Source organism: Candidatus Margulisiibacteriota bacterium (assembly GCA_003242895.1).
Classification (GTDB): Bacteria; Margulisbacteria; Riflemargulisbacteria; order GWF2-39-127; family GWF2-39-127; genus GWF2-39-127.
In genome coordinates, this window is the sequence record QKMY01000060.1 from 30,550 (window position 1) to 56,295 (window position 25,746).

The 25,746-nt window shown below is 38.2% G+C and carries 25 protein-coding genes; 18 read left to right on the plus strand and 7 right to left on the minus strand.

The features are described 5' to 3' along the window. Window positions 1–152: 152 nt before the first annotated feature. Entirely contained in the window at window positions 153–554 is a 402-nt protein-coding gene (locus DKM50_11235; protein PZM78529.1) for a nickel-responsive transcriptional regulator NikR, read from the minus strand. Between the two features lie 120 nt (window positions 555–674). Here DKM50_11235 and DKM50_11240 point away from each other — a divergent pair, with 120 nt between their 5' ends. The 4 genes from DKM50_11240 to DKM50_11255 all read left to right on the plus strand — a co-directional run bounded on the left by DKM50_11240 (window position 675) and on the right by DKM50_11255 (window position 3,652). Continuing rightward, window positions 675–1,880 carry a cysteine desulfurase NifS gene (locus tag DKM50_11240; protein PZM78530.1) on the plus strand — a complete coding sequence of 402 codons (1,206 nt, stop codon included), beginning with the start codon at window positions 675–677 and terminating at the stop codon, window positions 1,878–1,880. Window positions 1,881–1,955: 75 nt separating this feature from the next. Beyond that, complete coding sequence (locus DKM50_11245; GenBank protein PZM78531.1) at window positions 1,956–2,573, plus strand: iron-sulfur cluster assembly scaffold protein; 618 nt, start codon at window positions 1,956–1,958, stop codon at window positions 2,571–2,573. Window positions 2,574–2,590: 17 nt separating this feature from the next. Next, a complete protein-coding gene (locus tag DKM50_11250; protein PZM78532.1) occupies window positions 2,591–2,779 on the plus strand; it encodes a ferredoxin in 189 nt (62 codons plus the stop codon). Between the two features lie 69 nt (window positions 2,780–2,848). Then, window positions 2,849–3,652: an MBL fold metallo-hydrolase gene (locus DKM50_11255; protein PZM78533.1), complete on the plus strand. Its 804-nt coding sequence runs from the start codon at window positions 2,849–2,851 to the stop codon at window positions 3,650–3,652. A gap of 23 nt (window positions 3,653–3,675) precedes the next feature. Here DKM50_11255 and DKM50_11260 read toward each other — a convergent pair whose 3' ends face one another. Beyond that, window positions 3,676–4,509 carry an exonuclease gene (locus tag DKM50_11260; GenBank protein ID PZM78534.1) on the minus strand — a complete coding sequence of 278 codons (834 nt, stop codon included), beginning with the start codon at window positions 4,507–4,509 and terminating at the stop codon, window positions 3,676–3,678. Window positions 4,510–4,740: 231 nt separating this feature from the next. Here DKM50_11260 and DKM50_11265 point away from each other — a divergent pair, with 231 nt between their 5' ends. From DKM50_11265 to DKM50_11290, 6 genes are all read left to right on the plus strand, one after another. Beyond that, entirely contained in the window at window positions 4,741–5,391 is a 651-nt protein-coding gene (locus DKM50_11265; protein ID PZM78535.1) for an HAD family hydrolase, read from the plus strand. 38 nt (window positions 5,392–5,429) lie between these two features. After that, window positions 5,430–6,305, plus strand: coding sequence for a CPBP family intramembrane metalloprotease (locus DKM50_11270; GenBank protein ID PZM78536.1), 876 nt, complete (start codon window positions 5,430–5,432; stop codon window positions 6,303–6,305). Between the two features lie 421 nt (window positions 6,306–6,726). Further along, window positions 6,727–7,953: an ammonium transporter gene (locus tag DKM50_11275; GenBank protein PZM78537.1), complete on the plus strand. Its 1,227-nt coding sequence runs from the start codon at window positions 6,727–6,729 to the stop codon at window positions 7,951–7,953. 34 nt (window positions 7,954–7,987) lie between these two features. Next, complete coding sequence (locus DKM50_11280; GenBank protein PZM78538.1) at window positions 7,988–8,329, plus strand: P-II family nitrogen regulator; 342 nt, start codon at window positions 7,988–7,990, stop codon at window positions 8,327–8,329. A gap of 160 nt (window positions 8,330–8,489) precedes the next feature. Further along, window positions 8,490–8,747: a hypothetical protein gene (locus DKM50_11285; protein ID PZM78539.1), complete on the plus strand. Its 258-nt coding sequence runs from the start codon at window positions 8,490–8,492 to the stop codon at window positions 8,745–8,747. A 59-nt stretch (window positions 8,748–8,806) separates the two neighbouring features. Next, window positions 8,807–10,201 (plus strand): PAS domain-containing sensor histidine kinase, encoded by a 1,395-nt coding sequence (locus tag DKM50_11290; GenBank protein PZM78540.1) that lies wholly within the window; start codon window positions 8,807–8,809, stop codon window positions 10,199–10,201. 176 nt (window positions 10,202–10,377) lie between these two features. On the opposite strand, the gene DKM50_11295 is transcribed toward DKM50_11290, so the two are convergent. Together DKM50_11295 and DKM50_11300 are read right to left on the minus strand one after the other, a co-directional pair. Next, window positions 10,378–10,548: a DUF1328 domain-containing protein gene (locus tag DKM50_11295; protein PZM78541.1), complete on the minus strand. Its 171-nt coding sequence runs from the start codon at window positions 10,546–10,548 to the stop codon at window positions 10,378–10,380. A 209-nt stretch (window positions 10,549–10,757) separates the two neighbouring features. Next, a complete protein-coding gene (locus tag DKM50_11300) occupies window positions 10,758–11,918 on the minus strand; it encodes a hypothetical protein (GenBank protein ID PZM78542.1) in 1,161 nt (386 codons plus the stop codon). Between the two features lie 448 nt (window positions 11,919–12,366). Between DKM50_11300 and DKM50_11305 the strand changes: the two genes are divergently transcribed. The 6 genes from DKM50_11305 (at window position 12,367) to DKM50_11330 (ending at window position 19,993) form a co-directional block, all read left to right on the plus strand. Continuing rightward, window positions 12,367–12,996, plus strand: a complete 630-nt coding sequence (locus tag DKM50_11305) for a redox-sensing transcriptional repressor Rex (protein PZM78577.1) — start codon at window positions 12,367–12,369, stop codon at window positions 12,994–12,996. Between the two features lie 383 nt (window positions 12,997–13,379). Further along, on the plus strand, window positions 13,380–13,808 hold the full coding sequence (locus tag DKM50_11310) for a peptidylprolyl isomerase (protein PZM78543.1): 429 nt from the start codon (window positions 13,380–13,382) through the stop codon (window positions 13,806–13,808). A 147-nt stretch (window positions 13,809–13,955) separates the two neighbouring features. Then, the gene (locus DKM50_11315; GenBank protein PZM78544.1) at window positions 13,956–14,915 is read left to right on the plus strand and encodes a radical SAM protein; all 960 of its coding nucleotides are present in this window, start codon (window positions 13,956–13,958) and stop codon (window positions 14,913–14,915) included. A 172-nt stretch (window positions 14,916–15,087) separates the two neighbouring features. Further along, complete coding sequence (locus DKM50_11320) at window positions 15,088–16,839, plus strand: hypothetical protein (protein ID PZM78545.1); 1,752 nt, start codon at window positions 15,088–15,090, stop codon at window positions 16,837–16,839. 38 nt (window positions 16,840–16,877) lie between these two features. Beyond that, window positions 16,878–17,303: a hypothetical protein gene (locus tag DKM50_11325; GenBank protein PZM78546.1), complete on the plus strand. Its 426-nt coding sequence runs from the start codon at window positions 16,878–16,880 to the stop codon at window positions 17,301–17,303. 2 nt (window positions 17,304–17,305) lie between these two features. Next, window positions 17,306–19,993 (plus strand): hypothetical protein, encoded by a 2,688-nt coding sequence (locus tag DKM50_11330; protein ID PZM78547.1) that lies wholly within the window; start codon window positions 17,306–17,308, stop codon window positions 19,991–19,993. Here the strand turns inward: DKM50_11330 and DKM50_11335 are convergent. From DKM50_11335 to DKM50_11345, 3 genes are read right to left on the minus strand one after another with little or no spacing between them, the layout of a single operon-like run. Then, window positions 19,970–20,800 carry an SAM-dependent methyltransferase gene (locus DKM50_11335; GenBank protein ID PZM78548.1) on the minus strand — a complete coding sequence of 277 codons (831 nt, stop codon included), beginning with the start codon at window positions 20,798–20,800 and terminating at the stop codon, window positions 19,970–19,972. The two genes, DKM50_11330 and DKM50_11335, sit on opposite strands and share 24 nt — an antisense overlap. After that, window positions 20,797–21,510 (minus strand): hypothetical protein, encoded by a 714-nt coding sequence (locus tag DKM50_11340; protein PZM78549.1) that lies wholly within the window; start codon window positions 21,508–21,510, stop codon window positions 20,797–20,799. Before DKM50_11340 ends, DKM50_11335 begins: the two co-directional genes overlap by 4 nt. 3 nt (window positions 21,511–21,513) lie before the next feature. Further along, window positions 21,514–22,902, minus strand: a complete 1,389-nt coding sequence (locus DKM50_11345) for a hypothetical protein (protein PZM78550.1) — start codon at window positions 22,900–22,902, stop codon at window positions 21,514–21,516. Window positions 22,903–23,146: 244 nt separating this feature from the next. Between DKM50_11345 and DKM50_11350 the strand changes: the two genes are divergently transcribed. Continuing rightward, window positions 23,147–24,043: a hypothetical protein gene (locus tag DKM50_11350; protein ID PZM78551.1), complete on the plus strand. Its 897-nt coding sequence runs from the start codon at window positions 23,147–23,149 to the stop codon at window positions 24,041–24,043. A 10-nt stretch (window positions 24,044–24,053) separates the two neighbouring features. Continuing rightward, the gene (locus tag DKM50_11355; GenBank protein PZM78552.1) at window positions 24,054–25,730 is read left to right on the plus strand and encodes a hypothetical protein; all 1,677 of its coding nucleotides are present in this window, start codon (window positions 24,054–24,056) and stop codon (window positions 25,728–25,730) included. Window positions 25,731–25,746 lie beyond the last annotated feature (16 nt).

Genomic DNA, 25,746 nt, shown 5'->3' on the forward strand with positions numbered 1-25,746 from the left:
CATTCTTGTTAAAATAAAGCATTGTTATGATAGCATAATTTTAAAAAAAGTAACACGTACTTTTGTGTCAGCGTATATTAAGCTGGTGGTAATTATTACAAAGGATGCAAGGCCGGCGACTAGATTTTTCTTGATTGTTATAAATTGATAAGTTAAATGGCTAAGGTTAATTTTCCTGTTTTTACCCCTTTGACGGAGGCCAGGTTATTTGCCAGAGACTCTAGCCGGGCTATGGGGCCTTTAACGACAATAACTTCGAGGCAGTTATGATGGTCAAGGTGGATATGGATGGTCGAGTTAATTAATTCATGGTAGTCGTGCTGTATTGCTGTGAGCTTGTGTGTCAGTTCGTGGGTATGATGGTCGTAAACAATGGAAATTGTTCCGGTTGATTCTTTGGTCTTATCTTCCTGATCTTTTTGCGCAAGACTGTCTCTAATAAGGTCCCTTAATGCTTCCGATCTGTTGGTATATCCTTTTTGGTCAATAAGTATGTCGAACTTATCAAGCAATTCTTTTTCTATTGATACCCCGAATCTCACCAGATCGTTCATTGCTATTCACTTTTAGCCGGGCTAGTTTCCGTAAACTTGTTAATTATTTGATACATGTTATAATAACATGAGTTAAAAATATTCGTCTTTTTAGTATATCATGAAAAGGAAAGATTTAAAATGAATAAACGGGTTTATCTAGATAATAATGCCACAACTCCCCTACACCCTGAAGTTCAAAAAATCATGACAGATAATATCGATATTTTTGGAAATGCCTCCAGTTTTCATGAGAGTGGACGCAGAGCCCGGTCGTTGATAGAAAAGTCCCGGGAGACCATTTCCAGCTACCTGGGATGTTCGCCGCTCGAAATTATTTTTACTGCGGGAGGTTCGGAATCAAATAATACTGCCCTTAACACGATTAATTGCTGTAATGCAGCTTGTGCTGCAGAATGTAAGCGAAGAGTAATTACGACTTCGATCGAGCATCCTTCAGTATTAAATGCTTGTATGTACTTTAAGAAAATCGGACGGGAAGTTTCTTTTCTGCCGGTAGATGAATATGGTATTGTTCGTACTGCCGATCTTGAGAAAGAGATATCTCCGGGGCTTGTCTCGATCATGTATGCGAATAACGAAGTGGGATCGATTCAGCCCATAAAGAAATTAGCGGAAATTGCCCACAAACATAAAGCAGTGTTTCATACCGATGCGGTCCAGGCAGTAGGAAAGCTGCCTTTTAAAATCGTCGATATTGATGCTGATATGTTGTCGCTTTCAGGGCACAAACTTCATGGTCCCAAAGGTATAGGAGTTCTTTATATCAAAAAGGGTATTCATTTTTGTCCGCTTATCATTGGCGGCCACCACGAGAGAAATCGAAGAGCCGGGACTGAAAATAATCTTGCTATAATCGGGCTTGGTAAGGCATTTGAAATGCTTGAAAAAGAGTTCGAAGAGGAAAATGAAAAGTTATTGAGATTAAAGAATAAACTACGAGATGGAATACTTGAGTCAATTCCAGAAGTGAAGCTTAACGGGCATGAAACCGAATGTTTGCCAGGGACACTGAATATATCTTTTAAATATATAGAAGGTGAGTCAATTCTGCTGATGCTTGATATGGAAGGTATAGAGGTGTCGACCGGGTCTGCTTGTGCTTCCGGCTCTCTCGATCCTTCACATGTTCTTCTGGCGATGGGGCTTGATCCACATTTCGCTCATGGGTCTATTCGCTTCAGTCTGGGAAGAGATAATACTGAAGCCGATATAGATTATGTGTTGCTCAAACTGCCGGCAATTGTCAGTAAACTGCGGAAGATGTCTCCTCTCTATAAAGGCCCAGTCAGCGCCAGAGCAGTTGAAACCGGTAAGTCCCGCTAGAAAATCACGGTTGACAGTGATCCGGGTTTTGAGGAAAAAAGATATTGCGAATTAAATAATAAGGAGTTAATAGCTATGGGACAGGAAGCTTGGGCATATAGTGATATTGTAAAAGATCATTTCACGAATCCGCGGAATGTTTTAGAGGATGAAGATTCCTATGAGGCTGACGGCAAAGGGTATGTCGGTAATCCGACATGCGGAGATGCGATGCTGGTCGTTATTAAAGTTGATAAAGAGAGTGATCGGATTAAGGAATTAAAATGGAAAACTTATGGTTGCGCCAGCGCTCTAGCCAGCACGTCGATGATGTCAGTAATGCTTACTGAAGATGGTGGTATGATACTCGACAAAGCGTACAAAATAACTCCCCAGCAGATTCTCGAAAGACTTGGGGGCCTTCCATCACACAAAATTCATTGTTCCGTTTTAGGCGATAAAGCTTTGCGTGAGGCTATTGATGACTATTATAAGAAAAGCGGGCAAGGGGATAAGGTCGAAAAAGATGTCGCGACCGTTATCTGTCATTGCCTTAATGTCACTGACAAAGAGATAGAGGAAGAGGTCCTTGAAGGTTCAGATACTTTCGAAAAGCTGCAGGAACATACTAAAATATCGACTGCTTGTGGTAAGTGCAGGTTAAAAGCAATAGAAGTATTTGAAGAATATCGAAAAAAGTATTTCGGTGAGTAACGAAAGGGGGATTATGCATGGCAATTTCTGAAGTATGGATAGTTGACGGATGTATTTCCTGTGGAGCGTGTGAAGCAGCAGCTCCTGAAGTGTTTGTAGTTCCTGATCTGGCCGAAATTAAATCCGGAGTGGATTTTAATCAGCATGAGGGCGAAATTAAAGAAGCGGCGGAATCGTGCCCGGTGAATGTGATCCATTATAAATAATATAATTAATCGTAGCAGGCCGTTAGTTCTAAAGGTTTATTACTAGCGGTTTGCTGCTTATGTAAGTAAATGATGAATACTCTAGAACTTATATTTCTCGGATCTGGAACTAGTCAGGGAGTCCCGATGGTTGGCTGCCACTGCCCTGTCTGCGTTTCTGCCGACCCCAAAGATAATCGTACAAATGCATCCCTATTAATTAAGGTGAATCGAAAGAACATTCTTATTGATTGCGGTAAGGATTTTCGCTATCAAGCTATCAGGCATGATCTCGAAACGGTTGATTCGGTTCTCCTTACTCATAATCACTTCGACCACATTGCCGGATTGGATGAGTTACGTGTTTATAATAAAAAACAAGGTGCGCCAATACCTGTATATGGCAAGCAGGAGCATCTTGAGAATTTGAAGCAGTTTACTTTTAATTATCTTTTTTCCCCTTGTATCCAAAAGGGCGGAGGTATCTCTGAACTTAATCTTGTCGCTATTGAGACTTCTATTGAATTAGAAGAAATAGTATTCGAGCCGCTTAAAGTAAATCACGGAATATTAGAGATATATGGATACAAGTTTCTCAATTGTGCCTATATTTCCGATGTTTCTTCTATACCGGAAGAGACAATGGATCGGCTGTACGATCTTGACCTGCTGATTATTGATGTACTGCGGTTTCGTCCGCATAGTACGCATATTAATCTCCGGCAAGGTTTGGAGATCATAAACCGCATTAAACCTAAACAAACTTATTTTACTCATATTTGCCATGATTTTTCGCATCAGGCGGTGGAGAATATGCTGAGGGATCCATCGAACGAATACTTTTCTCAATACGCTGTGAACCTAAGTTATGACGGATTAAAAATCGTTATGTGATTATTTTGTGAATTCGTTGAAAATTATCTGAGACGGCGTTTGATCTTTTCTATTGTCGGGATATCTGCCTGATAGGGTATTTCCGGGAGTATTGGCCGTGGGATCAGGTGTGTCTGGTGAAACGGCGTCTTTTCCAGATTAAGGTTATAGGCCATGACCATCAGGACTTCCAAATTGACCACGTCCATTATGTTATAAGCGAGTAACGTTTCGAGTGCCTTTTTGTTGTCATTTACCTGATAATCCTGCCACAACAGCACCGCAAAATATCCGTCAACGCCATCAAGTTCTTTTCTGTCCAGGCCTAACTGTTTTTCGCATCCTTTTAGACCACCTTTATATCCGAGATTATGCATGATGTAGCGAAGGTCAATATGTGCCTTCGGTAGTTTTGTTTTGAAATAATTCTCGATAAAAGGGACGTCAAAACACTTGCCATTATAAGTAACGATGAGATTGTACCGCTGTATATCTGTCAGGAAATCTTCGAGATTCTGACCTTTAACATAGCAATATATGTCTTTTCCGTCATATAATGAAATAGAGGTTATGTAGTTCGCGTCGCAATAAAGACCGCTTGTTTCTATGTCAATATAGGCTACTGATTTTCGGAAGTGCGGGAATAAACGCCAGTGCAATTGTTTCGGGAGTTGTTCGTAGAAATAGACCGGATTATCATTTTTCAGATGATTCATCGATTCTTGTGTATAATTGGCTAGCTTTTCTCTTCGTGAAAACGGGAGTTTTTTGCCAGTATCTGTATTAAGATCATTCCAGGATAAAACACCGGAATCCCATATTTTCTGCTCGGAATTAACGCTGATTTTTGGTATATGACAGAAGGTGTTTATTAACATTATTTCTCCGATAAATACGATAAAGTTTCAACCTCAAGCCATGCAGAGCAAAACTCATGAACATGTTAACATATTTTGCATAATAATGTATACTATTTCTGTTAATGGCTCAGGTTGATGCCCATAAATTCAATGAGTTTCTTTACTCGGACTGGGACTTGTTTGGAACATTAATTGAGTCGCGTTTCGTTAATGCTGTCGAGGATGATATTTTTTCGCGAAGGATTGTTGATGGATTATAAAGCAGTAATATTTGATCTCGATGGAACGCTTGTCGATACGATTGATGATATAGCAGATTCTATGAATTCTGTATTGATATCCTTTGGATTTCCTTCTCATGATGTTGAAGCGTATAAGCAATTCGTAGGTGAAGGGCTGGAGCAGCTTGTAAGGAAATCTCTTCCTGAAGACCACCGGGAAGAATTGACGGTAGGGCTGTGTATTGCAGGAATGAGAAGAGAGTATTCTAATCGCAGTTCGAAAAAATCAAAGCCGTATCAGGGAATTGCTGAGCTATTTGACGCGTTGGTCGCCCGTAAAGTAAAGCTTGCTGTGTTGTCGAATAAATTCGATGAATATACAAAGGAAATGATTTGTAATTATTTTCCAATGTATCATTTTGACGCTATTTTCGGCGAGCGGCTTTCTGTTCCTAAGAAACCTGATCCTGCAGGAGCAATAGAAATATCGCAATTGCTCGGACTTAAACCTGAGCAGTTTATTTATGTCGGAGATAGCGGAATCGATATGATGACTGCCAAAAGGGCAGGCATGTACGCAGTTGGCGTGACCTGGGGATTTCGCAGCGAACATGAGTTGCTTTCTCATGGTGCTAAAATGCTTATTAATAACCCGATGGACCTTATTTGCCTTTTTTAATACAATAATGGCGGGATATTTGAAAGGAAACCTATCTAATGAATAGTGTAAATAGAAAAAAAGTGATTTTGTTCGTTGTTCTGACCTATCTGATTGATTGGTCGATGGTTGTGATATTTATGCTTAGGGGTGGAAAGTGGAATTCCAGCTCTGCATTAATGCTATCACTTTTTTATATGTTAGTTCCAATGTTGGTAACGATTGTTTTCCAGAAATATATTTATAAAGAAAATATGAAAGAACAATATGGCCTTTCCTTTAAGGTAAACAAATGGTTCCTTGCCGCGTGGTTATTGCCTGCATTACTTGCTTTTGCTGCGTTGGGTGTGGCTTTGCTTTTGCCGGGCGTACATTTTTCGCCCGATATGTCAGGTATGATTGAGAGGTTCAGCCATTATCTTACCCCGGAACAAATGCAGCAATTACGTCATAAAATGGCAACGATGACTATTCATCCGCTTTGGCTGACTCTGTTCCAGGGGCTTTTTGCGGGAGCAACAATTAATGCTGTTGTTGCTTTTGGAGAAGAGTTGGGATGGAGAGGGTTTCTTCAGAAAGAGTTAGGTGGGCTTGGCTTCTGGAGATCATCATTCCTTATCGGTATTATCTGGGGGTTATGGCATGCTCCGCTTGTCTTGCATGGTCTTAATTATCCGCAGCATCCGGTTGCCGGTATATATATGATGACCATCTGGGCCGTTCTTTTGTCGCCGATTATCGCTTATATTCGACTCCGGGCGAAATCTGTTCTGGCCGCTGCGGTTATGCATGGTACTCTCAATGCTACCTACGGGATATCGATCATGGTCGTAAGCGGAGGAAGTGATTTGACTGTTGGTCTTACCGGGCTGGCGGGGTTTATCGTTCTTATTGTCGCGAATTTGATTCTTTATTATTCTGTTTCTGAATATTAGTTCGATAATCGTTTGGTCAATCTGTCAGCTTTACGCCTTGTTACTTTAACCCGGTTAATTCTATTTAAATTTCCACTGAAGATACGTTGACGGTGATTCCTGCATTTTTTTCTTCGAAAAAATTACGAAATAGTAAGGGTCGTTCGCGAACGGCCCCTACTCAAAATAAGTATTTGGGTTAAAATTTGCCGGATGTAGTTACTCCTTTATAATTTTTTTTGTGGTATTGATGGTATGTGACTGGTAAAAAATGGAGAATTAACATGAATATAGCAAATCATGCTCTTCAGAAATAGTTTATTGTAAAATTGGAAACTACAAAAATGTAAAATTACAAAAATATATTGAAAATTTATTGACGATGTAAAAATATGAAAGTATTATTGTAGGTAATTCATTATTAGAAGAAAGGAAACGTCATATGGATAATATTGTAGAATTAACGAGGGCGATTGATACTGTCTGGGTAGCAATTTGTGCGGCGCTGATATTTCAGATGGAGGGCGGATTTGCCTTGCTGGAATCAGGTTTTATCAGAAGCAAAAATGCAGTAAGTATTGTGGCTAAAGTGTTTGTTGATCTTATGTTTGGAGGGATCGCGTTTTATGCGATAGGTTTTGCGCTTATGCAAGGTGTTAGCAATGGTTTCATGGGGAGTGGTTTTGGGATTGTAGTTCCTTCAATCCACATAACTGTAGCTACTTCGCTTTATTGGTTTATGCAGCTAGGATTTGCAGTCGCTGCTATTTCGATTGTTTCCGGTGCAGTTGCTGAAAGGATGAAAATATGGCCATACGCCGTGTTTGTTCTGCTGTTTGTTGCGTTTATTTATCCTGTAGCTGCCGGTTGGGCATGGAATGCAAATGGTTGGTTGGCACATTTAGGGTTTAATGATTTTGCAGGATCAGCTGCGGTCCACGCACTTGGTGGTTGGGCTGCGTGTGCTGCTGCCATAGTCCTTGGTGCAAGAATCGGCAAATATAACAAAGACGGTTCTTCGAACGCTATTCCGGGCCATAATATTCCTCTTGCAGCTGTTGGCGCTTTTATACTCTGGTTCGGATGGTTCGGGTTCAATCCGGGATCGACGCTAGCCGCCGTCGGCAATTGGGACTTGATTGGCAAAGTTGTTACCAATACCTTTCTGGCATCAGCTATGGGTGGTATTGCAACGATGCTCTACACTTCATTACGTTATAAGAAGATAGATGTTACAATGGTTATTAACGGGGTTCTTGCTGGTTTAGTTGCTATTACTGCCGGATGTAATATAGTTTCTGCAAACTCAGCATTAGTAATTGGATTTGTTGCCGGGGTACTGGTTGATATCGCTGTATACACAGTTGATAGATTGAAAATTGATGATCCTGTCGGCGCTATTGCCGTGCATGGAGTTAATGGTACTTGGGGAACGATAGCCGTAGGATTGTTTTGTACTCAAAAGGGGCTTTTCTATTGTGGAGATGCCAGTTTTCTTGGGGTACAGGTTGCTGGTGTGCTGGCAATATCTCTATTCTCATTTATTCTAACTTTTGTAATACTGACCATTATGAAAAAAACCGTTGGAATAAGGATCAATAGAAGTGAGGAAATCCTAGGGATTGACATGGCAGAATATGGTATAGAAGCATATTCAACTTTTGAATAATATAACTTTTGAAAAAAAGTAAGGAGAATCAAAGATGAAAAAGATTGAAGCTATTGTTAAGCCATCTAAGTTAGAAGCAATAAAGGAAGCCTTGGTGCTTGCAGAGATTCCCTGTATGACAATCTCGGCCGTGAAAGGTGCAGGGCTACAACGCGGGTTTACTGAAGTATATAGGGGAACGGAACGAAAACTGAACTTACTTAATAAAGTAAAAATAGAGTGTGTAGTAAGCGATGATAATTTAGAAAAGGCTATTGATATTATTGTTAATAATGCTCATACAGGCGAGATTGGAGACGGGAAGATATTTGTTTATGACGTGGCTGATGCGATAAGAATAAGAACGAAGGAAAGAGGTCCTCAGGCAATCCGGTAATATTTAAATTTGTAGGGTGTGCCACCGGTACGCCCGTACGGATAGTTGTGTTAGCAGAGCGTACTTTTTAAGTGCGCTCTTCTGTTTATTAAACATGGTATTTTCCCGGTCTTTGTATATAATGACCAAAACGGGTTTCAATCAAAGGGGGGGAGAAAATATGGAAAAAGTCATATTGCCATTTCTTCTTGATAAAAGGTCTGAGGAAGCAGTGGAAGTCCAAAAGATATTGACGGAGTATGGGTGTATAATCCGTACTAGATTGGGACTGCATGATGCAGATGAAAGTATGTGCTCAGATTTTGGGTTGATTATTCTTGAGCTTATTGGGGATAGATCGCAACAGGAATCGTTGCATAAAAAGCTTAACAGGGTTCATGGAGTAAAAGGGAAACTTGTTGTTTTGTCCGGTAAGTGATAATAAAATCTATAATTTATGTTTTAAATAAAAATCGATAGGCATAAAAAATTAAAAGAATGAAAAGAAACAACTTATTTAAAATATCTGATGTTGATAATCTAGGCATGTATGGGGCATTTAAGATTATTGCCATATATATTGTGTTTAGCGCTTTGTGGATACTGTTTTCTGATAAATTGCTATTTTATATAGTTCGTGATTCTGAATCGCTGACTCAGATGCAGACTGTTAAGGGTTGGCTTTTTGTCTTGATCACGGGCATTATTCTTTATGGTTTAATACATCGGTATCTGATTCAGATCTACAATGCAAAGGTTGCTCTTGAGGAAAGTGTTTCTCAGTTTAATAATGCCCTGGCTAATTCTCGCGACTTGCTCTATATGTACGACCTCAGAACCGGCAGGTTTTCATATATTAGTCCTGCATGTGAGTCAATATTCGGTTTTACATTCGAAGAGATACAAGAGATGAATATAAAAGGAATAATAGAGCGAGTTCATCCTGATGAAAAGGAGTCGGTCAGTCATGAGCTTGAATCGCTGGCCAAAGGAGAGCTGAATGTGCCGGTGCGTTCTGTTGTGGAGTTCAGGTGGAAGTACAAGGATTCGGAATATCGCTGGTACAGCGATAGCCGGACAGTTACCTATGATTCCAGTGGAAGACCTATTGCAACTACTGGTAGTATCCGGGACATTACTGAGCAGAAAACCGTTGAGAAAAAGGTGATCGAGTTGAATCGAAGGCTTGAAGATAGAGTGAAAGAGCGAACTAAGCAGCTTGAACTTATTAATAAAGAATTAGAATCTTTTTCGTATAGCGTATCTCACGACTTACAAGCTCCGCTTCGTAGTGTCGATGGCTTTTCCCAGGTATTGCTCGAAGATTATATTGCCCAACTGGATGAAGAAGGGCAGGATGTTGTAAGGCGAATTCGTATGGCTGTGAAGCGTATGGGCAATCTGATAAATGATCTGCTAGCGCTATCGCGAGTAATTCGTGAAGATCTTGTTAGAAAACAAGTCGATTTGAGTGCTATAGCGGAAGAAATTTTATTAAGGTTTCAAGAAACTGATAAGCAGAGAAGTGTATCTTTCTCTATTACTCCTGGAATTATTGTGTACGGCGATGAGAGGTTGCTAGCTATAATGCTTGAAAACCTTCTTGGAAATGCATGGAAATTTACTTCAGGGACTGCAAATGCAAGAATTGAATTCGGGGTAAGCAAAGAAGATCAATCGGTGTTTTTTATAAAAGATAATGGTGTCGGGTTTGATATGAAATATTCCGGAAAATTGTTTAACGTTTTTCAACGGTTGCATACTGCTGCAGAATTCGAAGGTAGCGGAATCGGACTAGCTATTGTACAGCGGATTATCAATAGGCATAGCGGCCGTATTTGGGCGGTCGGTGAAGTAGGGAAAGGGGCTACTTTTTTCTTTACTATTGAATAACTAATGGCGTACACTTTTTTTTATGTTTGCAGTTATAATTAGACTGTTGGAAATTGATGAAATTAAGAATACTTCCATTTCGTGGAGCTTTGTTGACGACTATTTTTAACCGGATGGGAGAGAAAAAGTCAGGAAGAGACTTCTCAGGAACTGCTAGAGATACTTGCTGCTTTCGGTCAATAAGGGTTTGGTGGTTTCCTGCTGGCTACTAATACGATTACAAATAGACCCATGAAGATAATGAACAATATTCTTGAGAAGATAGTTACACCTTCGCCAATACCGGTAAATCCGAAAATATAGGCGAGGAACGCTGATATAACAAATATGAGTGACCATAAAACCATGAGCCTTCAGTCCTTGTCCGTTAGATTTTTTATTTGTATATAACTTACCCGTATCAATGTCAATTTCAATCTAAATATGATAGACGGAATTGCTGAAACTACTGCAATTGCAGTGTTAGCCCTTTCTATGCTTGTGATCTTTCCGAATGATAAAACAAGCCAAAGATTGTCAGCTCCCCATTTATTGGGGAGCGATTGATCGTGCTTTGTTACGCTTTCAGGTCGATAGTCCCAGTGTTTGCGGTGTTGAGTAATTCTACTATTGAGGTGTGACCGAATTCTCTTGCCCAGGCAGCAGCTGTTTTCCCTAAGGCACCTACGAAATTAGGGTTGGCCCCTTTTGCTAGTAAAAGATGCACTATCTGCCCATGACCGTTACGTGATGCTTCTATTAGTGCTGTCTCTTTGGGGAAGAGTGTTGTTGTATTAGGGTTTGCATTGTAGCTAAGCAGCAGGTTAACCATTTCTGTGTGTCCATTGCTAGCTGCTTTTATCAATGCGGTTGCGCCATTTCCATCTTTGTCGTCAATGTGCGCGCCTTTCTCTAGAAGTATTTTTGCTATATCTAATTTTCCCTGCTGAGCGGCAATAATTAATGCGTTCAATCCTCTTTTGGTTTTCATGTTTACATTTGCACCATGGTCAATGAGCAGCTTTATTGTATCCGCATTTGAATTAATTGCTAGTATTAATACTGTGCTGCCATCTGGGAATACCTGATTTACTTCTGCTTGTTTCAGGATCAGCATTTCAACGATATCAAAGTGGGAGTTGATGATCGCGTACATGAGTGCTGTCCAGCCGTAGTTATCTTTGAGGTTAGTGCGGGCACCTTTTTCTAAAAGAAGATTAGCGATTTCCTTGTTCCCTACGGTGGCTGCGATCATTAACGGGGTTATTCCGTAATTATTGGTAATATTTAAATCGGCACCACTGTTTATCAGAAGCTGTGCTATCTGGTTGTTTTCTTTTTGTGTCGCGATAGCAATTGCAGACAATCCGTCGTGATCCTGTGCGCTTATCGTTGCACCATATTGTAATAGCTGCTGAGTGACGGCAATATGATTATGAAACGCTGCCCACATTAAGGGCGTCCAGTTGTCCGGTGAAGCTGTGTTTATGTTGACTTTGTTATGTAGTAATTGGGTGATGAGAGTGGTGTTCCCATTTTTTGAAGCTGTAATGAGCTTTTCTTCTGCAAGGATATTCTGTTTGTATTTTATTGCGGGATTGATCGCCAGTTTTTCTTTGTGCTTGATTTCAAATTTCGGGAAAAAGCTGCTGTTGACTGTGTAGTTGATTTCTTTGTTTATATCGAAATTGCTATTTTTTGGTGTAAAGTTATATAATATCTCCGACATTTCGAACATTTTATTCCCCCCTGTATTTTATCCCCTAAAAAACTGCCATATATATAATACATTTTAATAAATATGTAAATGCTTTTTAGCGGGAGCAAGACTGCTCAATAATTATTATATCAAGAAAATATTGTTGAAAAATTTATTAATAAAATAAAATGCTCATATCGTGTATGAGCTTTGTTTGTTGGTTCTAATGGCGTGTTGTTATCTTAGGTTATCAATATTGTTTAATATCAATAAATTAAGCTTCAATTATATTATATTTGTTTTGTATTTGTGTGGCGCTTGTTTTGGTGATTAATTGATTTGCGGGTATAAATAAGTAGCTTTATATTTATTACAGCCATGTTTGTTATGCTTAATGCTTCTAGAAAATAGTACATCCTTTGACAAAAAAATATCAAATTGTTACTATTATTCTAAGTAATTTTGCTTGAGAGTGATGGAATAAATGATTATTAGTAAAAATTACATTAAACGGCTCTCGAAATATAAAAATGCTCTCTATAGATTGCGTGCTTTGGGGCTTGTTAAAATTTTTTCAGATAATTTAGCTGATGCGGTAGGGGTGAAATCATCTCAGGTAAGAAAGGATTTTTCTTTATTTGGTATTAAAGGAAGCAAAAAGGGCGGATATCAAGTTAATGAACTTATCGAGCAATTAAATGGTATTCTTGGTAAGAAAGAGCAATACCGGGTAGTGCTGGTCGGTATCGGGAATATTGGGAATGCCCTTATTAATTACAATGGATTTGAAGGTGAAGGGATTAAGATTGTTGCCGGGTTTGATATCGAACCGGAAAAATACTCAATTAATGATAGCCTTCCCATTATGCATGTGAAAACTCTTTCTGAGTATGTCGTAAATAATAATATTAAAATAGCTATTATTGCAGTTCCGGATACGGCTGCTCAGCAAGTCCTTGATTCTTTGATTTTGTCGGGGATCAAGGGAGTACTGAATTTCGCTCCTATAAGATTGAAAGCACCTGATAGCGTAGTAATTAATAATGTAAATATTGTTTTGGAGATTGAGAGCGTTATTTACTATGTCAATAATCTCGCTATTGCCGAGAAACTATAATATTGACAAATATAACCCGGAGTCTATACTTGGCCCATCACATTAGTAATAGGAATGAACCTAATCACCAGTAACTCATAGCAATTACCTTCGATTATGCTAGATGTTATATCTTATTTGTAATTGTCGACTGAATTACACTAATCAATATGTTGGAAATACATCCAGATAACAGCTGATAAGGGGCGTAATATTTTATCTGCTTACTATAATTGTGCGATGGAAAGGTAAGTGGCTTTTGTAAAGGAAAGTAATATTTGTTGATAGCAATTATAGAATTGTCAATTACCACTGGAGGGTTGGATTCAGGTTTGCAGTGCTCTTGTAATGTTCGGATAAAGAAAGGTTGGGTTAATATTTTAAAGCTATGAAGGGAGGCAACTATGAAAAAAGCAAAAACCGGTGATACTGTGAAAGTCCATTATGTAGGAAGGCTTGAAGACGGGAGTGTCTTCGATACTTCGATAAATGAAACACCGTTAAAGTTCACTATTGGCGAAGGGAACCTGATTCCGGGCTTTGAGCGGGCTGTGGTTGGAATGAGTCCCGGAGAATCAAAAACCGAAATTGTATCTCCAACTGAGGGATATGGTGAGCCAAGAGAAGATTTACTTATTGATATCGAAAAGGAAAACATTCCGCCGGAAATTGAGCCTGAAATCGGGGAGGTCTTGCTGGTTAAACAACCTGACGGGTATCCTGTTAAGGTTACTATTGTTGCAATCGCAGATGGTTTTGTTACGTTAGATGCAAATCATCCTCTGGCAGGAAAAAACTTGGTTTTTGAAATAAATCTTGTTGAGATAATATGATAAGCTGTCTAATGACAGTGACAAGTGACGAGTGACAGGCATTAAGCTATCGGGGACAAGTTTCCCTTTACCAGTCACTCGTAACCTGTCACTAACCAAGACAGCTGGTATCGAATTGATGTTATTATACTAAAAAGTAAGTGGTAAATGATCCCCTCATATCTATCTTTATCTAAGAAAGAGTTATTAAACAGAGTCCGTCTGCTGAATGAACAGTTGCGCAGCTGCAGTTTGTGTATGCATAAATGCGGTGCAAATAGATCTCTGGGCGAGGTTGGAGTTTGTGGTGCAGGCAGTGACGTATATATAGCTTCTTCTTGTGCTCATTTTGGTGAAGAACCTTTTTTGACTGGCAAAAATGGTGCTGGTACGATATTTTTTTCTTATTGTAATTCTTTTTGTGTGTTCTGCCAGAATTATCAGATAAGTCACGAGCATCTTGGCTCCATACTATCGATAGGCCAGTTAGCTCAGAGTATGTTGGAACTTCAGAAGAGAGGGTGTCATAATATTGATCTGGTGTCGCCAACACACTATATACCTCAGATAGTCGAGGCGGTTGCCCTAGCGGCAGATAATGGGTTGTCTATTCCTCTGGTGTATAATACCAATTCCTATGATTCTATCGAAACACTGCGGTTACTCGATGGAATTGTTGATATCTACCTGCCGGATATCAAGTATGGGGAGGATATTTATTCTCTTAAATATTCTGGCTTGCCGAATTATGTAGCCTCATCACGGAAGGCACTTCGAGAGATGTTTTATCAGGTTGGCCTTTTAGCCTGTGATGATAATGATATTGCCCGGAAAGGCATGGTTGTCCGGCATTTAGTGTTGCCAAACGGTCGAGCTTCTTCGTTTGAAACGTTCGATTATCTCTTTTGGCTTTCTCCTGATATTCACCTTTGTATTATGGGACAGTATAATCCGTTGTTCTGTGCATCCGAATACGAAGAGCTTAGCCGGAAAGTTTCAGCGCAGGAATATCAGGAAGTTGTTGATTATGCCATAAAAAAAGGCTTTGCTAATATCCTTGTTCAGGAACTGACTAGTTCTTCTGTCTATATTCCGGACTTTGGGCGGGAATGTCCTTTCGAAGATTGATTTCTTGACATCTAGATTCCTTATAAGCATAATAAAATATATGACTTTATATATAAGATTAGCTGCATAATGATGAATCATTGTGTGAGCAGTTTTGTGTTTGTATATAATCGGTTCTTTCCTGTAAATTATTAGATGTGAGCCATAAATAAAACTTAAAAAGGATAGAAATATGACTAAAAAAAAATCAGGTATTATGAATGCATTACAATATTTAAATCCCTTTTATCATCTGAAAATTATGAAGGTCAGAAATAAAATTATTCTTAGCTTTACCTTCATTATTATCTGTATCCTTATTGTGAGCTTGTTCAATATTCTCATGGCTAATATCGTAAGGAAAAATACCAGTTCAATTTTTTTTGTTGAACTCCCAGTCTCGAAATTGGCTTCGGATTGTTCAAAACAACTCTTTAAAATACGAATAGCTATGATGGAAATTCTCTCAAGTAAAAATGAATTTGATAAAGCGTTCGCGCAGTTTAATGCAGAAAATGATCGTCTGATGAGAAATGTTGAAGAATTTAATGTTTTGCTTGGGAAAGAGGACGTAAAGACGCTTCAGATACAGAATATTAAGATGTATAACGATCAGTTCAGGGCGACGGTTTTAAAATTATTATTTGCTTTTAAAGATAGGATTGAACTTGAAGACCAATTGAACAATGAAAAGAAAGAGGATGTTCGTCCGATATATCTCGCAAAGCTCCAAAATATTGAGATCCTTAAAACCGAAGCTAATAATAAATATGACCTTATGAGCAGGGCATTAGACAAAATTGAAATTGATTACCAGGATCATGTGAAGAAAAAAATTAACGGGATAGAACTTCTTCAAAATAAGTTTTCAAGTATATCAATTGTTGTTACTCTTATATCTATATTAATAGGGTTAGTGATGTCGGTAATTATTTTCTCAAGTATTATAAATCCGTTACAGAAAATATCTCTCTACGTAAAGAAACTGTCCGGCGGGTTGATTCCAATTATTGATATTTCCGAGTTTAATGCCAAGGATGAGATTGGTACTCTCGCCATGGATTTTCAGAATATGTGCGATGGCATTAAGTTTATTGTTACTGATATAAAGGAATCCTCGAAACATATAAACATTGCAGTAAAGAATTCTATTGCTAATTCTGAACAAATATCAACAGGTACATGTAACCAGTCGAAGTATCTCGAAGAGACTTCCTATATGGTGATGGAATTATCTAAATCAATAGATAATATATCTAAATTTATTAATTCATCTTATGAACTCTCTAAAAATACTCTTGATTCCGCTCAGCGGGGAAATGAATCGGTAACCGGAACCATTCAAGAGATCTATGATATTAAGACGATTTCACAGTTATCGGTTGCAGGTTTAGAAAGACTTGCCGAAGGGTCTAAAAAGATTAATAACATTACTGAGATTATCTCTACTATTGCCGATCAGACAAATATGCTGGCACTTAATGCAGCAATTGAGGCAGCGAGAGCCGGAGATCAAGGCAAAGGTTTTGCTGTCGTTTCTGACCAGGTCGCAAAGCTGGCGGACCGTTCGGCGCGCAGTGCTAAGGAAATTGAAGAATTGATAGAAAATATTCAAAAAGAAATAGATTCGATTATGAAAATTGGCGAAAAAAGTGTTTTGAAAGTCGAAGAGGGTGTTCGGAGTGCGGAAGTCTCAGGCAATGCCCTGAAGTTAATAAGTACTAATGTTGATAAAGTTTATAAAAATATTGAGGATATAAATATCGTCAGTGAACAACAAGTCACGTTAAGCAAAAAAATAAATGAAGCAGTACAGAATATTGCCGCAACATCAGAAGAAACAGCAGCAGGCTCAGAGAGTTCGTATACTCAGGCTCAATCTCTTGGCGTCATCGCTGACAAGCTACAAGATATTGTTAAACAGTTCGAAATAGAGAATGCATAGCTGTTACTATCTATACATATTAAAGGATAAGTGGAAATATGCAGCTTTTTTGTTTTTTTATAGGTCAGCAGGAGATAGGAATTCCCATAGACTATGTTATAGAAACGAGTTGTCTTGAATCATTTACTCTGCTTCCGAATGCGCCAAAATATATCTTAGGATTAGTTAATCTCAGAGGAGACATAGTTCCGATAATTAATTTGTCTAAATTTTTTAAGCTGACCTGGGATAACTCGATAAGCAAAATTCTTTTTATCAATAAAGATTCTATTTTGTTTGGAATCATTATTTCTAAGTTAAGTAAGCCTGTGGTTGTCGATAAGGATGATATCAATGAATATCCCAGAAATATTAATCAATCGATACGAGAATATTTTTCTGGTATTGTGCATGTCCACGGTAGGAATATCCAGGTATTGGATCTAGGTAAATTAATTAATTCTATAAAAAATCGAGATAGTTAACTATGGGCGAAAACTTCGAGAAGTTTTTTATTGAGGATAACTACGATAAGTTCCTCAATATCAAACAGTTTATCGGTAAAAATCAGAATCTCACCGATAGGCAGTATAACACACAATGGCATGAACTAATTAATGCTGCACTGCGAGCTGCGCGTATTTCCGGATATGTTGAATTATCTGCTATTTATGAGAAATTAGCTGTATTTCCTTTCCAGGAATTTAGTCGTATCTACGGAGACCTGCCAGAACAGTTTATTGAAAAAATCGACCGGGCCCTTACCCTGATAAATGAGAACATATCCACTTCAGAACCTATAGCTATTTTTAACGAAGTGAGAACATATTTTTCGGATACTCCGGAACTGCCGACTGAGGCTCAGATTGTCGACAATATCGGTGAAAATGGATTTGATAAAGATTTTAGCAATAACTTGAAGGACCTTTTCGTTGAGGAATCGACTGATATTACCAATGAGCTTGCGAATGACCTTATTGAGTTCGAAAATAATCCTCAAAATATCGATATAGTTAATAAAATGTTCAGGGCCGCTCATACGATAAAAGGCAATGCTGCGACGCTTGGATTTGGTAAAATTAAAGAATTGTCCCATAAAATGGAATCGGTCCTGGATATGTTCAGGAAAAATAAATTACAGCCTTCAATTTCAATTATCGATGTATTGAGTGAAGGTGTTACTCTGCTAGAGGAATACATCCATTCAATCCATAACCCGAAAGATGATCAGGGTAATCTCGACCATTATTTCTCTAAGCTTGATGAAATATCTATCTCGGGAGGGGATATAAACCGGAAAAAAGAGGCATTGTCTAGTAATCATGATCCTGTCGCTAAAGAGGAAGTAACATCTGAAAAATCTAATGATTTGCAATCAATAAAGTCCTTAAGGCGGAATGTAGTTCGCGAGAATCAATCGCTTAGAATTGATTCTAAAAAGCTTGATAATATTGTTAATCTTATTGGTGAAGTTAATATTCATAACAATAATTTAAGTCGTGAATTCAAACAGGTGCTTAATATTGTTCGACATGATAAATTGATGTCGGAAAGAAACTCTGAGGAGCTCATTAATAATCTGGATACTTTTAGCGCACTGATACTTTCTCTTCAGGCCTCAATTGTCCAAGCCAGAATGATTCCTTTTTACGGCATCTTCAAAAAATATCCGACAATTATTAGAGCTCTCTCTCGTCAGACAGGGAAAGAGATTAGTTTCGAATTTTCAGGAGAGAACATCGAAGTAGATAAAAGTATCTATGAAGAAGTTGCTGATCCGATTATGCATCTGATAAGGAACTGTGTTGATCATGGTATCGAGTCACCGGAGCAACGACTGAAAGCAGGGAAAGAAAGAAAAGGAAATATAAAACTCGATGCAAAAATTGAAGGTAGCCAGATTATCATTACAGTAGAGGATGACGGCAAGGGTATTGATCGGAAGAAAGTTCTTGCAAAGGCTGTGGAAAAGGGCATAGTTACCAAAGACAGAGCTGCGAGTTTTTCTGATAAAGAGATCTGCGATTTAATTTTTTATCCTGGATTCAGTACTATGGATACGACAACTGAGATTTCCGGGAGAGGTGTCGGAATGGATGTAGTTAGACTTAATATCCATAATCTCAAAGGGATGATTTCTTTGTTCAGTATTGAGAATGTCGGGACGAAATTCGTGATGTCGCTGCCAACTTCGCTTACAATACGAGAAGTTTTGATTGTTAGTAACGATATCCATAGTTTGGGGATACCTGTTGAATTTATTGTGGAAGTTATTGACGTGAGTCCCCTTAATATTTTTGTAGTTGAGAATAAAGAGGTCATCGAATACGATAATAAGCTGGTCCCTTTTATATACATGAGAAATGTACTTGGGATTAAAACAATTGGGACTGAGAAAAATTTTAAAACGATTATGCTCAAGATCTTTGATAATTATATGGCAATTAGTGTAGATGTTATCGAAAGGCGCCAGCAAATAGTAATGAAACCTCTTAATGAGCTGATTACCCAGCTAAAGTTCATTAATTCAACTTCTATTTTAGGGGATGGCTCTATTCTTTTATTATTAGATGTCGTTCAAATATTTGATCGGTTGGATTCTATAAGTGTTCCTGTTTTTAAAGACAGGCATTTAAAGGATTACAGGAGGCTGTCTATTTTAGAAGACTCGTATGAACCGAGATTTATGCACGAGGATGTGCGTGAGTATATCGTTTTGTCAGTCTACTTTGATGACGCTAAAAATGATCATAAAGGCTATTACGGAATCGAAGTAAATAAAATTTATCAGATTCTGGAATCTACTGAATTAGCTGTTCTTCCTGATCAAAATTCTCGTGCATCCGGTTATTGCACATATCAGGAACAGGCAGTTCCAGTGTATGACCTTTCACATACTTTGGGTGGAAGGTCAGATGTTAATTTCAAAATACTTCTTATTGGCCATCACAATAATTACTTTGGGATATTGTGCCATAAAGTATACAAAATAATCCGCAGCCGTAACGAGGATCTCAAGAAAGTAACCAGCATAAATCAAGACGATAATATCTCGGTCCTTTCAGATATAGCATTTCATGAAGATTTTCAGGAGATTATGATATTTGATACTGTGAAGCTGTTAGAGAAGCTTAATAAGAAAGAAAGTTATTTATCCCTGCTCGATCAAATATGATACCCTGATTTTCGAGTGGTAGATATCTGCCCAGTGGGAAGACTTTTTTACTCCGGGATTAATGAAATCCTGCCATTGATAATTATTAACGACATAGGCATCCCACGGCAATACTCTATATTGTAAATTACATAAATTTAAAAAGTTTTCCATCGCTTTCAGTGTCGGTAATGTGAGTAAACTGAGCGGTTTATTTCGGTCTTTTTTTCTAAAGGTATGTTTAAGTGTATAGTCTTTTTTTTGAGCCTGGGTCATCGGGTAAACAACGATTGGAAGATTAAACGTTTCTGGTAACGTATATTGGGCTATTTCGGTCCCGTCTTTTGAAACAACAGCCGCATAATAAGCAGTAAAAGTATCGATGATAATGTTTTTTGCAACTTTTTTCATGAGCCGTAGTAAATAGAGCGGATCATTAACGTAATAAAAAATGCCCAGACATAGTATCGTATCGAATTCACCTGGCGTCATCTTCTCTAAAATAGATATTATGTCACCTTGCTGGAAACGATATCTGTTTGTATCAATTTTGCCGGCCTTGAAAAATTGTAATGCCTCGGATATAAGTTTTTCCTCGCTATCTATCCCATAAACATAGTTTGCTCCGTGAGTGAGGACAGCATAAGAAAATGTTCCGAAATGGCAGCCGAGATCTAATATTCTTTTTCCTTCAATAATGTGTTTGTTTCTAATAATGATATTTTCGACTCGGGAGTTGAGGCATTCGTGGTTGTATGGAACCGCCCATCGGGTTTTTCTGCTATCGTTTGTTAGAAATTGAGAATCGTGAGGAAATGTTTCTATCATTTTACGGCTAGCACTGTCATGAAGTTTAAATATTTTACTATAATATGTATTTTTCTGAATCCTATCTTTGTTAATAGATCAACATAATGTTCTTGTGAAAAGGGTATTAAAACATCTTTTAAGGCTGCTTTTTTTTGTTCTATTTCAAGCTTTGAATAATTATTCTTAAGCTTGAATTCATCGTAAAGTTCAGAAAAAAGATTGTCGGTTTCCGTATCTCCGGTAATGGTTTTTTCGGAAAGGATCAGTGTGCCTCCGTCAATGAGTCCTTTATACATGGTCTTTAGAATTTTTTCTCTTTTTTGCGGACGTATGAATTGCAGAACATAGGCTGCATTGATTACAGACGCATTATCGAAAGGCATGTTCTCAACTCCGGCACTTATCCATTTGATCGTGAGCATGGCACACTTTGATTTTGCTATTTCAATCATTTCTTTTGAATTGTCTATGGCTATTATTTTTATATGGTTATTTGTATGCTTAAACAGCTCGATGATCGTATTGCCTGTAGAGCACCCGATATCATAAAAATAAGTTTCAGGTTTGTAGGAGGCAACTATAATTTTTGCTATGATAACTTGTAATTCATTATAAAGCGGGATCGATCTTTTAGCCATATTGTCAAAAATAGCAGATGTTTGCTTATTAAAGGCAAATGGCTCGATTTTATCTTTTTTTTCCTGGTAGATTTTATCTATGTTATCCATTTGTTACTGGTTGCCTTGAGAGGTTGATCTAAAGCTTTGAATGTAAGCTTCGCCATTAATTATTATTGTACCACTAAATAGCCGGCCTCTGTGAATTGTGTTGTTACTATCGGATACGGATATGCTGGCTCTGATGATGTGATTGCCATTGTGTTCCTGGATGCTTCCGTCACAGCTAATTATTTCTGTCGGCTGATTAACTGTTTTTTGAATGTATTCGTTTTTTTCTTGGGTATAATAGCCTATGGTGGCATTCTTTACTGTTCCGACTATTTCAAATTTCCCGTAATGTATATTCTTGGTTTTGGCAATCAGAACTAAGGTTGAGATGAGGTCTTTTCCTTGGGGAAGTTCGATGAGGTAATGCTTTTCCGGCTTAACTTCTTTTATTCCGAGTTTATTCATGTCGGCATTTTCTTTTGTCTGATTAGGACTGTTTACTTTTGGTTTCCAGGTTTTTGCCGCTGGGGAAATCTTGTTTGCTTGGATAAGGGGGGATCGCTTTATCTTTTTGTCTGATAATAGCGGGGTTATTATGATTGCCGGCTTTGCTGTGAAATCTTTTTGAGCTACAATTATTGGAGAATAATGAGCTTCATTGAGGTTATCGAACTGATAATTATGGTTAGAGATGTCGTTGATTATAAGATCAAGATATTTTGCCGTATTCTTCGATGTATCATGGAATAGTATGATGCTGCCTTTTTTTAATTTGTCTGTTACTTCGCTAATAATTTTGGTGTTTCTTTTTTGTATATAATCGAGAGGATCAATTGACCATAATATTATTTTCATTTTTTCTTTGTTCAGCGCCCTTAAGGCATTGTCATCATAATAGCCAAAAGGTGGTCTAAATAGGGTGGGGGTAACTCCTGTCGCATTTTTTATGCTTTTTTGAGTCCATTCAATTTCGTTAATGATTTTATCTTCAGAAGCCTTGTTTAAATTAATATGATGGTACGTGTGATTGCCTACTCCATGTCCTTCACGTACAACCATGGCTGCAATTTCCGGATACCTTTTTACTTTCTCTCCTATCATAAAAAAAGTTGCTTTGATGTTATGTTTTTTTAAAATGTCGAGGATTAATGGGGTTGTGACAGGGTCCGGGCCATCATCAAAGGTGAGGGAGACCTTTTTTCCTTGAGTATTCCCGTGCCGGGCAACGTCTACTGTTGTTTTTCCAGTACTTGTTGTTAAGTTTTTTGTTGATTCGTTGTTGCTTTTGGCATTTTTTGCATGCGAACCTGCTTGCTGAACAAATTCAAGGTTTAAGCCTGTATGTATCATAGGGTTAAGTGTTGAAGCGCAGAGAATCGTAGCGAACCCTAAAAAGAGTGAAATTACAAAACAATATACTAATATTCCAGGTGATATTTTTCTTTTAAGCATACAATAATTGAGTTGCTATTCCTGTAAATTATATAGGCCGGACAATCACTATTATTCATAGTTACCCATGATTACGAGTACTGCTTATCAGCAATGATTGATCCGAAGCGGGAAATTCATCAAATTCCCGGCTACCATTATATATTTAAACGGATAAAATTCCTAGGCTTCCTTTTCTGATTACGTTTAGAAAAAATCTATTTTGGGAACAATAATGTGTAGAGAAAAATATAAGAGGTTCCCAATGATCATCTTTACAATTCTTTTATCCCTTTTTCTAATAATAAATGATGCACAAGCTGCATTGATTGATAATAGCTTTGTCAATCAGTGCTACGGGGCTAAGATTGCTGCAATGGGTGAATGCGGAACAGCTCTTTACGGTAACCCTGAGTATGCTTATTTTAACCCGGCTTCAAATGGCTTTATTAGTAACGCAAAAATAAACAGCAGTTACAGTGATTACTATGCCGGTTCATTTTTACAGGGATCTTTCTCCGTAGCGCTTCCTATTTCCGGATGGGGGGTTGTTAGCGCAGTCGTTCCTATCCAAGTTGTTAGCAATATTCCTTTAACTCAGAAGGATATCGGAAATAACGAGTTTTATCAAATTGGCAGCTATAACGATATAGGAGCTGCCGGATTGTTATCCTGGGCAAATGTAATTGATAATTCAATATCATTTGGGGCTACCTTGAGATATACGAAGCAAAAAATATATAACCAATCATCCGCTGGCTTTGGCTACGATATCGGTGCTTTGTATAAAGTGGATAGTTCTTATGCTAATTTCCTTGTTGGGTTGAGTATTCTTGACATCGGGAATACTGTATTCACCTGGGATACAGGCTATAGCGATTACATTCAGATGTCGACGAGACTCGGTGTTGCTATTGAAAAACGAATTGATGACTGTTTATTAAGGGTAGCATGTGATGCAGTTTCTCAAGGTAGTCAATCGGAGATCCGTTACGGCGTTGATTTTCAGATAAGTAATCTCTCTTTTATGGCAGGTCTTAAGAATGATACGCTTACGTATGGAATGGGATTAAGAATGAGCGATATGGAAATAGATTATGGGATAAAAACTGATAAAAATTTGGGGAATATCAGTAAGGTTTCTGTAGGATTAAGTTTTTAGGAGATAATAAATGAATAATCGATGTTTTTTATATGCTCTTTCACTTGTGTTGCTGTTTGCTTCTATGGCGCAGGCTGCTGAGAAAAATCAACCGGAGTACGCTCCCGGTCAGATAATAGTTAAAATGAAGAGTCAGGTTTTTGCTAAAAAAACCGCTTCTGTATCTTCCATTTTTGATATTATTGATAAGTACAAAGGAAAGATAGTGACAAAGCAGCAGGTGAGCAGTGCACGCATTGATAGGATGACTGCGGGCACACAAGAAGAGCTGTGTTTGCTTGAGTTTTCTGCGGATAATGACCTGCAAAAGATCCGGGATGAGATTAGCAAAGCAGATTCAGTGGTTTATGCTGAACCGAATTATTATGTTTATTTGGATTCCATGTCAATCTATAAGTGTGCAGAAGAAGTTCCAGTGACACTTGGTGGCCAAAAAATAACAGCATCCGGCAATACTCAGAATGAAGTAATTGTTGCAGTTCTCGATACAGGAGTTGACTATACTCACAATGATCTGAAAAGTAATGTATGGATTAATAAGAACGAGATTCCAAATAACAGTATAGATGACGATGTTAACGGGTATGTCGACGATTATAACGGATATGATTTTTATAATTATACCAGGAGCGGCGGGGACCATAATCCTCTGGATGAATATGGGCACGGTACACATGTTTCTGGAATTGTCTTGAGAACTGCAGATAATGCTATCGCTATAACCGGTACGCCAAGCAATGTCAGGATAATGCCGGTTAAATTCCTTGATAGCCAGGGGCGAGGGATGCAATATGATGCTGCTGCCGCCATCTATTATGCAGTCAATAACGGAGCAAAATTAATTAATTGCAGTTGGGGTTATTTCTCGACAACGAAGACCCTCTATGAAGCAGTTAAATATGCTTATGAAAAGGGTGTGTTTGTTGTTACTTCGTCCGGTAATAATAATTGGGATACTGAACAGTTTCCTGCTGCCTTTTCTGAAGTGATAGCGGTGGGTGCAGTTGATAATAACAGCCGGAGAGCATACTTTTCAAATTATGGGCCATACCTGGATATTGCCGCACCAGGTGTTGATATCTATAGTGCTTTTCCTGGAAACAGTTATGCAAGGATGACAGGAACAAGTCAGGCAGCACCTTATGTTTGCGGTATTATCTCTACTCTCCTTGGGAACAATCCTCAGGTGGACAGGGATAGCTTACTGACCTTAATTTATCAGAACGCTACTGATATTGTAGATCCTGAAAATAACGGTTCGCGCTTGTCTGGCTGGGATAAGTATACTGGCTATGGTAAGATTAACGGCGTGAATGCTTATTATGCATTATTAGGGAATGATAAGATATACGATAATAATAATAGTCCGATAAATAATGCCGCTCCCCTTTTTTTTGAGAAGGTTCTGAATTACCCGAACCCTGCATCCAGTATGACTGAATTCGGATTTTATCTGGGTGGTAAACCGGCAGACGTCACCATAAAAATATATGATATGTATGGAAAAGAGATTAAAACGATGTTTTCTGTTTGTTCTCAACTGGATACATATTATAAAAAGAATTGGGGTTTAACAGATGAAAACGGCGATGAGGTCGCCAATGGAACCTATATTTATATAATAACTGCGGTTGCACTTGACGGGACTAAAGCTACCAAAAAACAGAAACTTTCTGTATTGAGGTAACTCTCAGTAGTTACAA

What these genes read in the sequence shown, in the direction of transcription:
- DKM50_11350 (PZM78551.1), top strand. Translation starts at nt 23,147, where the DNA reads ATGATCATCTTTACAATTCTTTTATCCCTTTTTCTAATAATAAATGAT.
- DKM50_11265 (PZM78535.1), top strand. Translation starts at nt 4,741, where the DNA reads ATGGATTATAAAGCAGTAATATTTGATCTCGATGGAACGCTTGTCGAT.
- DKM50_11240 (PZM78530.1), top strand. Translation starts at nt 675, where the DNA reads ATGAATAAACGGGTTTATCTAGATAATAATGCCACAACTCCCCTACAC.
- DKM50_11295 (PZM78541.1), bottom strand. Translation starts at nt 10,548, where the DNA reads ATGGTTTTATGGTCACTCATATTTGTTATATCAGCGTTCCTCGCCTAT.
- DKM50_11235 (PZM78529.1), bottom strand. Translation starts at nt 554, where the DNA reads ATGAACGATCTGGTGAGATTCGGGGTATCAATAGAAAAAGAATTGCTT.
- DKM50_11345 (PZM78550.1), bottom strand. Translation starts at nt 22,902, where the DNA reads ATGCTTAAAAGAAAAATATCACCTGGAATATTAGTATATTGTTTTGTA.
- DKM50_11260 (PZM78534.1), bottom strand. Translation starts at nt 4,509, where the DNA reads ATGTTAATAAACACCTTCTGTCATATACCAAAAATCAGCGTTAATTCC.
- DKM50_11255 (PZM78533.1), top strand. Translation starts at nt 2,849, where the DNA reads ATGATGAATACTCTAGAACTTATATTTCTCGGATCTGGAACTAGTCAG.
- DKM50_11275 (PZM78537.1), top strand. Translation starts at nt 6,727, where the DNA reads ATGGATAATATTGTAGAATTAACGAGGGCGATTGATACTGTCTGGGTA.
- DKM50_11320 (PZM78545.1), top strand. Translation starts at nt 15,088, where the DNA reads ATGACTAAAAAAAAATCAGGTATTATGAATGCATTACAATATTTAAAT.
- DKM50_11335 (PZM78548.1), bottom strand. Translation starts at nt 20,800, where the DNA reads ATGATAGAAACATTTCCTCACGATTCTCAATTTCTAACAAACGATAGC.
- DKM50_11285 (PZM78539.1), top strand. Translation starts at nt 8,490, where the DNA reads ATGGAAAAAGTCATATTGCCATTTCTTCTTGATAAAAGGTCTGAGGAA.
- DKM50_11310 (PZM78543.1), top strand. Translation starts at nt 13,380, where the DNA reads ATGAAAAAAGCAAAAACCGGTGATACTGTGAAAGTCCATTATGTAGGA.
- DKM50_11340 (PZM78549.1), bottom strand. Translation starts at nt 21,510, where the DNA reads ATGGATAACATAGATAAAATCTACCAGGAAAAAAAAGATAAAATCGAG.
- DKM50_11270 (PZM78536.1), top strand. Translation starts at nt 5,430, where the DNA reads ATGAATAGTGTAAATAGAAAAAAAGTGATTTTGTTCGTTGTTCTGACC.
- DKM50_11300 (PZM78542.1), bottom strand. Translation starts at nt 11,918, where the DNA reads ATGTTCGAAATGTCGGAGATATTATATAACTTTACACCAAAAAATAGC.
- DKM50_11315 (PZM78544.1), top strand. Translation starts at nt 13,956, where the DNA reads ATGATCCCCTCATATCTATCTTTATCTAAGAAAGAGTTATTAAACAGA.
- DKM50_11325 (PZM78546.1), top strand. Translation starts at nt 16,878, where the DNA reads ATGCAGCTTTTTTGTTTTTTTATAGGTCAGCAGGAGATAGGAATTCCC.
- DKM50_11330 (PZM78547.1), top strand. Translation starts at nt 17,306, where the DNA reads ATGGGCGAAAACTTCGAGAAGTTTTTTATTGAGGATAACTACGATAAG.
- DKM50_11280 (PZM78538.1), top strand. Translation starts at nt 7,988, where the DNA reads ATGAAAAAGATTGAAGCTATTGTTAAGCCATCTAAGTTAGAAGCAATA.
- DKM50_11250 (PZM78532.1), top strand. Translation starts at nt 2,591, where the DNA reads ATGGCAATTTCTGAAGTATGGATAGTTGACGGATGTATTTCCTGTGGA.
- DKM50_11245 (PZM78531.1), top strand. Translation starts at nt 1,956, where the DNA reads ATGGGACAGGAAGCTTGGGCATATAGTGATATTGTAAAAGATCATTTC.
- DKM50_11355 (PZM78552.1), top strand. Translation starts at nt 24,054, where the DNA reads ATGAATAATCGATGTTTTTTATATGCTCTTTCACTTGTGTTGCTGTTT.
- DKM50_11290 (PZM78540.1), top strand. Translation starts at nt 8,807, where the DNA reads ATGAAAAGAAACAACTTATTTAAAATATCTGATGTTGATAATCTAGGC.